This is a genomic window from Pseudomonas sp. B21-021, from assembly GCF_024749205.1.
GTDB classification, from domain to species: Bacteria; Pseudomonadota; Gammaproteobacteria; order Pseudomonadales; family Pseudomonadaceae; genus Aquipseudomonas; species Aquipseudomonas paraglycinae.
Map to the genome: position 1 here is coordinate 5,588,574 of NZ_CP087192.1, position 11,753 is coordinate 5,600,326.

At 61.2% G+C, this 11,753-nt stretch carries 12 protein-coding genes; 4 read left to right on the plus strand and 8 right to left on the minus strand.

Features of this window, described 5'->3' with window-relative positions:
• Position 1: 1 nt before the first annotated feature.
• A complete protein-coding gene (locus LOY31_RS25135; RefSeq protein WP_007951001.1) occupies positions 2-448 on the minus strand; it encodes a hypothetical protein in 447 nt (148 codons plus the stop codon).
• Positions 445-873 (minus strand): DUF4160 domain-containing protein, encoded by a 429-nt coding sequence (locus LOY31_RS25140; protein WP_085608721.1) that lies wholly within the window; start codon positions 871-873, stop codon positions 445-447. Before LOY31_RS25140 ends, LOY31_RS25135 begins: the two co-directional genes overlap by 4 nt.
• A 203-nt stretch (positions 874-1,076) precedes the next feature.
• Here LOY31_RS25140 and LOY31_RS25145 point away from each other — a divergent pair, with 203 nt between their 5' ends.
• From LOY31_RS25145 to LOY31_RS25155, 3 genes are all read left to right on the plus strand, one after another.
• Entirely contained in the window at positions 1,077-1,988 is a 912-nt protein-coding gene (locus tag LOY31_RS25145; RefSeq protein WP_085608722.1) for a LysR family transcriptional regulator, read from the plus strand.
• Between the two features lie 141 nt (positions 1,989-2,129).
• Entirely contained in the window at positions 2,130-2,570 is a 441-nt protein-coding gene (gene aroQ, locus LOY31_RS25150; RefSeq protein ID WP_011336043.1) for a type II 3-dehydroquinate dehydratase, read from the plus strand.
• A gap of 5 nt (positions 2,571-2,575) precedes the next feature.
• Positions 2,576-3,430, plus strand: a complete 855-nt coding sequence (locus tag LOY31_RS25155; RefSeq protein WP_085608723.1) for a shikimate dehydrogenase — start codon at positions 2,576-2,578, stop codon at positions 3,428-3,430.
• A 33-nt stretch (positions 3,431-3,463) separates the two neighbouring features.
• Here the strand turns inward: LOY31_RS25155 and LOY31_RS25160 are convergent, their stop codons facing one another.
• Together LOY31_RS25160 and quiC are read right to left on the minus strand one after the other, a co-directional pair.
• Entirely contained in the window at positions 3,464-4,141 is a 678-nt protein-coding gene (locus LOY31_RS25160; RefSeq protein WP_085608724.1) for a TetR/AcrR family transcriptional regulator, read from the minus strand.
• 102 nt (positions 4,142-4,243) lie between these two features.
• Positions 4,244-6,145, minus strand: a complete 1,902-nt coding sequence (gene quiC / locus LOY31_RS25165) for a 3-dehydroshikimate dehydratase QuiC (protein WP_085608725.1) — start codon at positions 6,143-6,145, stop codon at positions 4,244-4,246.
• Positions 6,146-6,418: 273 nt separating this feature from the next.
• Between quiC and LOY31_RS25170 the strand changes: the two genes are divergently transcribed.
• Positions 6,419-7,756 carry an MFS transporter gene (locus LOY31_RS25170; protein ID WP_007958787.1) on the plus strand — a complete coding sequence of 446 codons (1,338 nt, stop codon included), beginning with the start codon at positions 6,419-6,421 and terminating at the stop codon, positions 7,754-7,756.
• A gap of 109 nt (positions 7,757-7,865) precedes the next feature.
• On the opposite strand, the gene LOY31_RS25175 is transcribed toward LOY31_RS25170, so the two are convergent.
• From LOY31_RS25175 to LOY31_RS25190, 4 genes are all read right to left on the minus strand, one after another.
• A complete protein-coding gene (locus LOY31_RS25175) occupies positions 7,866-8,744 on the minus strand; it encodes a DMT family transporter (RefSeq protein WP_007958785.1) in 879 nt (292 codons plus the stop codon).
• Between the two features lie 66 nt (positions 8,745-8,810).
• On the minus strand, positions 8,811-9,626 hold the full coding sequence (locus LOY31_RS25180) for a sugar phosphate isomerase/epimerase (protein WP_258712337.1): 816 nt from the start codon (positions 9,624-9,626) through the stop codon (positions 8,811-8,813).
• A gap of 2 nt (positions 9,627-9,628) precedes the next feature.
• Positions 9,629-10,690 carry a Gfo/Idh/MocA family protein gene (locus LOY31_RS25185; protein WP_258712338.1) on the minus strand — a complete coding sequence of 354 codons (1,062 nt, stop codon included), beginning with the start codon at positions 10,688-10,690 and terminating at the stop codon, positions 9,629-9,631.
• Positions 10,691-10,806: 116 nt separating this feature from the next.
• On the minus strand, positions 10,807-11,583 hold the full coding sequence (locus tag LOY31_RS25190) for an IclR family transcriptional regulator (RefSeq protein ID WP_258712339.1): 777 nt from the start codon (positions 11,581-11,583) through the stop codon (positions 10,807-10,809).
• Positions 11,584-11,753: the final 170 nt, after the last annotated feature.

Genomic DNA, 11,753 nt, shown 5'->3' on the forward strand with positions numbered 1-11,753 from the left:
TTCATAACACCGGATCAATCTTGCGCGGGCGCCCGCCCTTCCTGCCGTTGGCCCGCGCAGCTTCAGCTTTCGCGGTGCTGCTCTGGCGACCATTGCGCGAAGCGATCACCGAGGCGGCCATGGCCATCAATGGTTGACTGGCCGAGATCATGCCGGCGATGGAAACCTGCAGATCCTTGCCGTCGTGGCACAGCGCGGTGCCGGCAAAGCCGACGTGCAATCCGCTGAAGTCTTGCGGTTCGAAATCATCGAATTCCCGGTAGAGATTCACTGGCAGCAATACGCCGCTGTCGTCCTCGAAGTGAATCACCAGGCAGGGTTTCTGAAAAGCCACTGACACAGCTTGCAGGCTGCTGCGACGGCGCACGCCGCCACGGTCGACGGCTTCGTCCAGACGCTTTTCCGTGACGGGCCGATCCGCGTGCAACGCGGCTTTGACTGTTTTCATAATTCTATTTCCACTCCTTCGTGAGCGCCGACCAGGGCCAACAGGGTTTTGTTGACCTCAGGCTCGTAATACGCCGATCCGATCCTGAAACTCGTGCTGGTAACCTCCCGCAGCACCGCCACCTGATTCGACTGCCCGTCCCACCACTGATTGTCGAGACAGGCGGTGCGCAATCGAGTCCACCAGATCCAGCGCGCCCGCCGCAGATGATCGGTTTCACGCAACGACTGGCGCAGTCCTTCAAGCAGGGCAACCGGCGGTCGATGCGACAACGGCACCACATCCCACAGTTCGACGCCGTTGTGCCAGAAACTGAATTTGAAGCGGGCGCTCCAGGCGCCTGCATCCACATGTGCGTGGGGCGGGCAATGTTCGTCACGCAACATGATCACCACTGACAGTCCTTTGTAACTGCATACCTTCATGCTAACCCATCCGTTAGGTTTAAACGTTTCAACACTTGCCATTCCCTGGCAAATCCGACCATCGGCGCCAACGCCTGCTGTGGCCGTTACCTTTCGAGCCTAGTGCGGGAGCCGAAAAAGCCGCGGGCAAAATGGTAAGCAGTTCTTTCGCAGCGGCCGCGCATTTGCTACATACGAAGACTCATTCCCCGGTGTAATCAATCATGCAGCGACACTTCGACGATCTTCAGCTGGGCAGCATCGAGTTGTTTTGCCTGGCCGCCGAGTGCGGCAGTTTCACCGGCGCGGCGCAGGCGGCTTCGGTGACACCGGCAGCGGTGAGCCGCTCGGTATCACGCATGGAAGAACGCTTGGGCGTGCGGCTGTTCGCGCGCACCACCCGCAGCGTGAAACTGACCGACAGCGGTCGGCGCTACTACGAAGAATGCAGCCAGGCGCTGGCGCAACTGGTCGAGGCGCAACGGGAAGTCATGGGCCAGCAGCAGGAACCGTCCGGCACCCTGCGTATCAGTATTCCTACGACCTACGCCCATCATCGGATCCTGCCGCTGCTGCCGGCCTTTCGCGCGCGCTTCCCGCAGGTGAAGGTCGACATGCACATCAGCAACCGCAACATCGACTTCGTCGGCGAAGGCTACGACATGGCGATCCGCGTGCGGGCGATTCCCGATTCGGGCCTGATCGCCCGCCATCTGGAGGATGCGGCGCTGGTGATGGTCGCCAGCCCCGATTACCTCAAACGCGCCGGCACGCCGCAGACCCTCGAAGACCTCGAACAACACGAATGCATTCAGTACGAACTGCCCAGCAGTGGGCGGCGGATCACCTGGCTGTTTTACGACGAAGACGCGCCACGGGAAATCCTCGCCGAGGGCAATTTCTGCTGCTCGGACGATGTGCTCGGTGGCGTGACCCTGGCCAGGCACGGTGCCGGGTTGTTCCAGACCTATCGCTTCATTGTCGAAAAAGAACTGGCCGATGGCTCGCTGATAGAAGTGCTCAAACCCTACAGCGGACGCTCGCGGCCGTTCACGCTGCTGTACCCGCAGAATCGCCACATGCCGCTGCGCGTCAGGGCTTTCATCGATTTTCTGGTGGAGCAATTGCCGCACTGATTCTCACCTGTGTGCGATCACCGCACACAAAACCAAGCTGTCGATGCAGAGCAATTGATTAAAGTAACCATCTAGTACAATTTAACTCCACAGGTCGAAACCCTCGGCCCAAGCCAAAAACAATAAGTGGAGTTTGCCCCCATGCCCCCTATCGTTCTGGTGCTCAACGGCCCGAACCTGAACCTGCTCGGCACCCGTGAACCGGCGACCTACGGTCACGAAACCCTGGCCGACATTTCTGCCCTGTGCGGGCGTGCCGCCGAAGAGTTCGGCTTGGCCGTGGAGTTTCGCCAGACCAACCACGAAGGCGAACTGCTCGACTGGATTCACGGCGCCCGCCAGCGCTGCGCCGGCATCGTGATCAACCCGGCCGCCTGGACACACACCTCGGTAGCGATCCGCGACGCACTGGTCGCCAGCGAATTGCCGGTGATCGAAGTGCACCTGTCCAACGTCCATGCCCGCGAACCGTTCCGTCATCATTCGTTCGTCTCGGCCATCGCCACTGCCGTGATGTGCGGCTTTGGCAGCCACGGCTATCGCCTGGCCCTGGAACATTTCAGCCAGCGGCTGAAGGGGTGATCCGCATGAACCGCAACAACGTGATACTCGCCGGGCTGATCGGCGCCGGCATCCAGGCCTCCCGCACCCCGGCGCTGCATGAACACGAAGGTGACGAACAGGGCCTGCGCTATCTGTACCGACTGATCGATCTCGATCAACTGCAACTCGACAGCAACGCCCTGCCCGACCTGCTGCTGGCCGCCGAACGCATGAATTACACCGGGCTGAACATCACCTTCCCGTGCAAGCAGGCGATCATCCCGCTGCTCGATGAATTGTCTCCGGAAGCCCGAGGCATCGGCGCCGTGAACACGGTGGTGCTGAAGGACGGCAAACGCGTCGGCCACAACACCGATTGCCTGGGTTTTGCCGAAGGTTTTCGTCGCGGCCTGCCAGACGTTGCCCGCGAACGTGTGGTCCAGATGGGCGCCGGTGGTGCAGGCGCGGCGGTGGCCCACGCCTTATTGAGCGAAGGCGTACAGCAACTGAGCATTTTTGATGTGGACATGGAGCGCGCCGAAAGTCTGGCCAACAACCTCAACCAGCATTTCGGCGCTGGCCGCGCGGTTGCCGGGCATGATCTGGCGAGCACACTGAGTCAGGCCGATGGCTTGGTAAACACCACGCCGATGGGCATGGCCAAACTGCCAGGCATGCCTGTGCCGGTGGCATTGCTGCGGCCCGAGTTGTGGGTAGCGGAGATCGTGTATTTCCCGCTGGAAACCGAACTGCTGCGCAATGCCCGCGCCCTGGGTTGCCGAACCCTGGATGGCGGCAACATGGCGGTGTTTCAGGCAGTAAAGGCGTTTGAGCTGTTCAGCGGCAAAGTGCCGGATGCGCAGCGAATGCTCGCGCATTTTCAAAGCATGAATGGATAAAACCGTGAGGGGGCGACGCCCCCTCGTCTCCGGTCACGCCTGCAAGTAGCGCAGCACCGACTCGCAAATCATCTCGCGATGACGCTGCTTGATGCTTTCGTCCGGCAGGTCGATCTGAAAGATCTCACCGAACGTGTGGCGGTTCGATACGCGATAGAAGCAGAACGAACTGATCAGCAGATGCACGTCCAGCGCGTCGAGCCCGGCGCGGAAAACCCCTTCATCGGCACCACGACGCAGAATCTCGCCCAGGGAATCGAGGATGGTGTTGTTCATCGCCTTGATCGCGTCGGAACGCTTCACGTACTCGGCGTTGTGGATGTTTTCAATGCTGACGATCCGCACGAAATCGACGTTGCGATCGTGGTGATCGAAGGTGAACTCCACCAGACGCCGGATCGCTTCCACCGGCGGCAATTCGGCCAGGTGCAGGCGGTTTTCGGTGCTGCGGATATCACCGTAGAGCTTCTCCAGCACCTCGACGTACAACTGCTCCTTGCTGCCGAAGTAGTAATAGATCATGCGCTTGGAGGTGTGGATGCGCTCGGCGATCGCGTCGACGCGAGCACCGGACAGACCCTGCTGGACGAACTCGACGATCGCCTCCTGCAGGATATTCTCGCGGGTCTTTTCCGGGTTGTTCTTGCGACTTTTGCGCGGCTCTACCGCTGGTAGATCGGGGGCTGCGGAAAGTTCTGAAGTCATCGTCATTGCGGGCTCACGGCCATCACTGCACAGGCTGGCGATTATGGGCCGCGCGCCCCAGTGAAGGAAGCCGCGCGACCCGTGTTTAATCCCGCGTTTACGAATTTCCTACAACTTGGCCTGGCGAACCGCGCCACTGCGTGATTTGGCCATCGCCGCCAGCCGCACCGCGACGTTGGCCGCGCCATAACCCGCGTAACCGTTCTTGCGCTGGATGATCTCGAAGAAGAAACGCCCTTCGAACGGCTCGGTGTAAACGTGGAACAACTCGCCGCCTTGTGCATCGCGGTCGTACAGCACGTTGTAGTACGCCAGCTCGCTGAGGAACTCGTCATCGAAATCGAAGCGCGCCGCCAGGTCGTCGTAATAGTTCAGCGGGATATCCAGCAGCGGCACACCCGCCTCCTTCGCGCGGCTGACTTCGGCGAAGATATCGTCGCAATCGAAAGCGATGTGATGCACCCCGGAGCCGCGATAACTCGACAGCGCGTGTGAGATCGCGGTGTTGCGGTTCTCGGAAATGTTCAGCGGCAGACGAATCGAACTGTCACGGCTACGCAGCGCGCGACTCTTCACCAGACCGTAAGGATCGGGTAGGACCACTTCATCGTCGGCCTCGAAATCCAGCAGGCTCTTGTAGAACAGCACCCAGCTGTCGAGGCTGTCCGCCGGCAGCGCCATGGCCATGTGATCGATGCGCTTGAGCCCGCCGCGCGCCACAGCATCCGGCAGCAGATTGAAGTCGGTGCCGTAGACATCCGCCTCCTGATCCACCAGATAAATCAGGCTGCCGTCCGGCGCCCGCACCGCTGCCAGTTCCAGCTCGTTGGGGCCGACCAGTCCGCGATACGGCTGACCTTTATAAGCGACGGCCCGGGCCAGCGCGCTGGCGCTGTCCTTGACCCGCACGGCAGTAGCGCACAGCGACGGGCCATGGGCCTCGAAAAAGCTGTGGCCGAACGAATAGGGTTCGGAGTTGAGGATCAGGTTGATATCGCCCTGCCGCAACAGGCTGACGCTCTTGGAACGATGCTGCCCAGCCTTGACGAACCCCAGCCGCTCCAGCCAGTTCGACAACTTGGCGCCGAGGCTTTCATCCACGGCGAACTCAAGAAACTCGATGCCGTTGTATTCGCTGGCCTTCGGCGTTTCGAAGAGGATGTCGCGGTTATCCACAGGGCGGATTTCCTGCTCCAGACGCTGGCGGGTTTTCTCCTCCAGATAAAGGAGCGAACGCAGACCATCGGCGGCATTGGCGCGAGGCGGTGCGGCGCGGAAGCCGTCGTTGAAGATTTCCAGCGACAGTGGCCCGGTGTAGCCACTCTGGATGATTGGCGCGAGGAAACCCGGCAGATCGAATTCGCCCTGCCCCGGGAAGCAGCGGAAATGCCGGCTCCACTCCAGCACGTCCATCGCCAGGATCGGCGCATCGGCCATCTGCACGAAGAAAATCTTGTCGCCGGGAATCTCGGCAATCGCCCGTGGATCGCCCTTCAGCGACAAGGTATGGAAGCTGTCGAGCAACACGCCGAGGGCCGGGTGATCGGCCTGACGCACGATGTCCCAGACCTGTTGATAAGTATTGACGTGACGGCCCCAGGCCAGCGCTTCATAACCGATACGCAAGCCACGGGCGCCAGCGCGCTCGGCCAGCAGGCGCAGGTCGTCGATGAGGATCTGTTGCTCGCCGATACTGTCGGGGGAGGCATTGCTGCAGACCAGCACCAGGTCGGTGCCCAGTTCCTGCATCAGGTCGAATTTGCGCTCGGCCCGCTCCAGGTTGCGGTCCAGACGATCACGGCGGCAGCCTTCGAAATCGCGGAACGGCTGAAACAGCGTGATGGCGATTCCGAGGTCGGCGCACATCTGCCGGATTTCCCGGGGGCTGCCGTCGTAATACAGAAGATCGTTCTCGAAAATCTCCACCCCGTCGAACCCGGCGGCGGCAATGGCTTCGAGTTTTTCCGGCAGGGTTCCGCTCAAGGAGACGGTGGCAATGGATCGCTGCATGTTTCAACTCCCGGTGGAGACGTCGGCTACGAAAATTGCGCCGCTTTTATAGGGTGAGCGAATTATTGGTCCCGGTTTATCATTGAGCAATTTAAAGTGTACTACCCGGTTAGTTTTGCGTGCGATTATCGAACACAATGCCGGTTTGGCGAATTGACGATTTTTCGTCCACTGCCCAACATCCATCTCACCTTGAGTCCGGAACTGAACCACCGGTCGCAGCGTGCACAAAAAAAGCACACCAAATAACAAATCCAAAAACGGGTGGAACACATGATTCCTTCACAGACTTCCCGCATGGCTCCGGCCATGAGCACTGCCACGGGTGGCATCGGCGACAAGATCCGCGGCGCCATGGCCGTCGGCAAGACCCGTTGGGGCATGCTGGCGCTGGTGTTTTTCGCCACCACCCTGAACTACATCGACCGCGCCGCCCTCGGCGTCATGCAGCCGATCCTCGCCAAGGAAATGAGCTGGACGGCGATGGACTACGCCAACATCAACTTCTGGTTTCAGGTCGGCTACGCGATCGGCTTCGTGCTGCAAGGACGGCTGATCGACCGGGTCGGCGTCAAGCGCGTGTTCTTCTGCGCGGTGCTGCTCTGGAGCCTGGCCACCGGCGCCCACGGTCTGGCGACCTCGGCGGTGGGCTTCATGGTCTGCCGGTTCATCCTCGGCCTGACCGAAGCGGCCAACTACCCGGCCTGCGTGAAGACCACGCGGCTGTGGTTCCCGGCCGGTGAACGCGCCGTGGCCACCGGCATCTTCAACGCCGGCACCAACGTCGGCGCGATGTTCACCCCGATGCTGCTGCCGCTGATCCTTCACGTGTGGGGCTGGCAGGCTGCGTTCCTGTGCATGTCGGCACTGGGCGGGATCTGGCTGCTGTTTTGGGGCCTGAAGTATTTCAACCCGGAAGATCACCCGAGCGTTAAACAGTCGGAGCTGGAATACATCCAGAAAGAAGTCGAACCGGAACAGGCCCGCGTGCCGTTCTCGAAAATCCTGCGGATGCGCGGCACCTGGGCCTTCGCCCTCGCCTACTCGCTGACCGCGCCGGTGTTCTGGTTCTACCTGTACTGGCTGCCGCCGTTTCTCAATCAGCAATACAACCTGGGCATCAACGTCACCCAGATGGGCATTCCGCTGATCATCATCTACGTCACTGCCGACTTCGGCAGTGTGGGCGGCGGGATTCTGTCTTCGTTCCTGATCGGTCGCGGCATGAACTCGATCAAGGCGCGGCTGCTGTCGATGTTCCTGTTCGCCTGCTGCATCATCGGCGTGGTCATGGCCGCCGGTTCCGCCAACCTGTGGATCGCAGTCGCCGCCATCTCCCTGGCCATCGGCGCGCATCAGGCCTGGACCGCCAACATCTGGAGCCTGGTGATGGACTACACGCCCAAGCACATGATGAGCACGGTGTTCGGTTTCGGCGGCATGTGCGCGGCGATCGGCGGGATGTTCATGACCCAGATCGTCGGCCACATACTGACCGTCACCAACAACAACTACACCGTGCTGTTCACCCTGATTCCGGCGATGTACTTCATTGCCCTGACCTGGATGTACTTCATGGCACCGCGCAAGATTCCTACCGTTACCGAATAATCTGCCCTTCATTGTGGGAGCGAGCTTGCTCGCGAATGCGGACTGACATTCAGCACTGACGTTGAATGACACACCGCCTTCGTGAGCAAGCTCACTCCCACAGTGCTTTTCAGCGCCGGCTCTGCTGCCACGCTGCCGCCAATCCGCTGCAACAGATCACCGCGATCCCGATAACTGTCATCAGGGTCGGCGTGTGAGCAAACAGCAACCAGCCCAACAACCCCGCAAACACGATCTGGCAATAACCGAACGGCGCCAGCAACGCCGGCGCGGCATGGCGGAACGCCTGGGTCAGAAACAGGTGCGCGGTCATTCCGCAACTGCCCAGCGCCAGCATCAACAGCGCATGCCCCAGGCTCGGCACCTGCCAGAAGAACGGCACCAGCGCACTCATCACCAGCGTGTTGCACAACCCGGCGAAAAAGTTGCTGGTGGTCGGGCTGTCGATTTCCGCGAGCTTGCGGGTGAGCAACTGATAGAAGCAGAAAAACAGCGCCGAACAGAACGGCAACAGAATCGCTGGGGTGAACAAGTCACCGCCCGGATGGACGATGATCAGCACACCGATAAACCCGCACACCACCGCGATCCACTGACCGCGCGTCACCCGTTCCTTGAGCAACGGCACCGACAGCGCCGTCACCAGCACCGGCGCAAGAAAGTTGACCGCCGTGGCCTCGGCCAGCGGGATGTACAGCAACGCTGTGGTGAAAAACAGGCTGGTGCCCAGCAGACAAAGCGCCCGCGCCAACTGCCACAACGGGCGCTTGGTGCGCAGCACGCGCAGCCCGGACTGCGGCAGGAAAATCCCCGCCATCAGCAGCGTGTGCACCAGATACCGCGCCCACACCACCATGACGATCGGATAAAAACCCGAAAGGTATTTCGACAGCGCGTCGTGGCTGGAGAACAGGAAGGTTGCCACGACAATCAGCAAGATCCCCTTGAAGGGTTGGTTGACGCCGGAAAGCGGAGTGCTGACGGTCATTGGCTCTCTCTGAATGAAAAATAAACGGTGACAAGGACGCAGGCGCCCTCGCCCCTTGAAGCAGACTTAAAGCCGGGCCAACAATTCCCGCGTCCGGTCGATTGCCATTTGCGCCCGCTGCAAACCACTCACGCCCTGCTCCAGCAATTTGACCGTGGGAATTTCCAGACTCAGGGGAAGGTTAGCCGGAAGACTGCGCAACAAGCCGATCAAGTCACAATCGCCCTCGCCGGGAAACCGTCGTTCATTGCGGGCCTGACGCAAGATCTCGGCCATGTCCGTCGGCCTCGGCCCGGCAACATCGCACAACTGTGCATAGCGCAGCCGCGAGGCTGGCACACCGACCAGATCTTCCAGCCGCGATCCGGAACGGTCGAAGTGAAACGCATCGACCAACACCGCCCCGTTTTCGCGCCCGGCGTTGTCGACGATGCGCAACGCTTGCTCGAGATTGCGCGCATCGGTCCACGGCATGAACTCCAGATGCGGGTGCAAACCGTAGGGCGCCGCCAGATCGCAGAGTGCCGCAAAATTATCGGTGAGCCGCTGCTCGTCAGGATCGTTACCGGCGACCAGCAATTCACTGGCACCGAACTCCGCGCCGACGCTCAGCAGCTGCTCGAAATCCGCGACCACTGTCTGCGGTTTCAAACGCAGGATTTCGACGTCGAGCACTCCGATGCCGGTGTCACGCAAACGCGCCAGTGTCTGACGCCGCAAATCGCCATCGGCTACCAGCGCAAAGTGATATTCCTCGGGCGTCGCCGGCTCCAGACGCAGGCCGACATGACTGTAACCGGCACGGGCCGCGACCTCGACCATCTCGGGTGGCGACAACTCCAGCACGGTCAGGCTGGCCAGGGACAGAATTCGCTCGCTCATGTTCAGGCCTCGATCTGCGCAGGTTCGGTGGCGCGACCGCTGGCCGCTGCTTCACGGATGGCCTCGACCAGTGCCAGGGTGCGGGCGGCATCGGCGGCACTCACCAGCGGTTCAACCTCCCGTCGCGCCACGCGGACGAAATGCTGCAACTGCAATCGCAGGGCTTCGTCAGGCGTGAACGGTTCGTCGACCGAGAGCAACGGCTCATGCCAACCGGCGTCCACCTGATCGGCGCTGTAATGCCAGCGCTTGAGTTGCGGAATACTCAAAGCCCCGCCCGTTCCCGCCAGCAAATAGCACGGCTGATCGGCCTGACGCGGATAGACCGGGTTCTCCCCGGAGTTCAACTCCCAGCTCCATGGAGCCGCCACCGCATCGGAACCGGTCAGGCTGCCCAGTGCTCCGCCATCGAATTGCAGCAGGATCGCCGCGCTGTCTTCATTGGCAAAACCGCGCACCGAACGGTCGGTGATCGCCTGTACCGAACGCACTTCGCCGCACAGATGACGCAGCAGATCGAGGTCGTGGATCAGATTGGTCAGCAGCATGCCCGCGCCCTCTTCGCGCCGCCACGCGGTTTCGAAATACTGGTCAGGCTTGCGCAGCTGGAACAACGCAGTCACCAGAGTCAGCCGCCCCAATGCTCCGCCCTTGACCAGTTCATGGGCCCGCACGATCAACGGATTGTGCCGCCGATGATGACCGACCAGCACCGGCAGACCGCTGCGCTTCACCGCTGCCACCAGTTCCCGCGCTTCATCCAGGTTTACGCCCACCGGTTTTTCCAGCAACACCGGAACGCCAACGGCCAGGCAGTCCAGCGCGGTGCTGACGTGCTGATTATTCGGACTGGCGACGATCACTGCGTCTGGCCGGTTCTGCTCCAGCATCTGACGGTGATCGACGAAATACGCCACACCCCACTCCGCCGCCAGGGCCGGTGCCTGAGGGCCGGGATCGGCCACGGCGCATAACGTGGCCTCAGTGAGATGTTTCAGGTGCCGGTAATGTTGCTGGCCCATGTTGCCGGCGCCGATCAGGGCGATTCGAAGGGGCGGGTTCAAGGTGCGATCCTCTTGTGATTGTTGTGGGAAAACTCACTACATCAACAATTTAGAACCCGGTTCCAGATTCTCACACCCGCCCGACTGAAAAGTGGGCGAACAGCGCACAGCTTTGCTTAAACGAACAACTCCGAGGCCAGGCTGGCCGCCGACAATTCCTCGGTGAACGTCAGCAGCAACGGCGCCAGTTCATGCAATCGCGCCGCCGGCATCCGTGCGCTTGGCCCGGCTATGCTCAGCACGCCGATCACCCGGCCATCGGCAGGATGTTTCACCACGGCAGCAATCGCCGAAGTGCCGACCGCCGAGCTTTCTTCCACACAGGCATAGCCCTGTTCCCGGGCCACGCGCAGGCGTTCGAGCAGTTCAATATTGGAGCGCGGCGCGTTGGGCCCGATATCCACCGGCACCTCCGCGCCCTGGCGTTCGACCAGCGACAACGCCTCGGCGTCGCTCATGCACGCCAGCCACGCATGCCCCGACGCGGTGTAGAACAGCGGCGCATCGCGGCCCATGTCCGGGTCGTAACGCAGACCGGTGCGGGCGCCCTGGGCCTTGGCGATCCAGGTCTGGCGTTCGCCGTCGATCACCCCAAGGCGCACCAGCTCACCGGTTTCCTGGGCCAGCCGATCGAGCACCGGCTGCACGATGTCGGCGCCGCTGCTCGACAGGTATTGAAAGCCCATTGCAACCAGTTTGGTCGACAGGTGATAGCGCAACGTTTCCGGATTCTGCCGCACGTAACCCAGGCGGATCAGCTCGGCGAGCAGGCGGTGCGTCGCGCTCTTCGGAATGTCCAGTTGCTCGGCCAGGGTCTGCATCGGCAGCCCGCGCGGATCACTGGTGAGGCTTTCCAGCACGCTGAAAACCCGTTCGATTTGACTGCCGGCCATGGTGCGCTCTCGGTGAAATTTCGCCGATTCTAGAAGACATCCCGAGGAATGCGAAATCTGGAACCCGGCGTCCGATAACCGCCCACTTTGCGCGTCAGTCGGTTGATCTGTTTCTCCCGCACTGGTTATTTTCTGGAACATGATTCTAAAAAAAATTGATTACTGGAGCC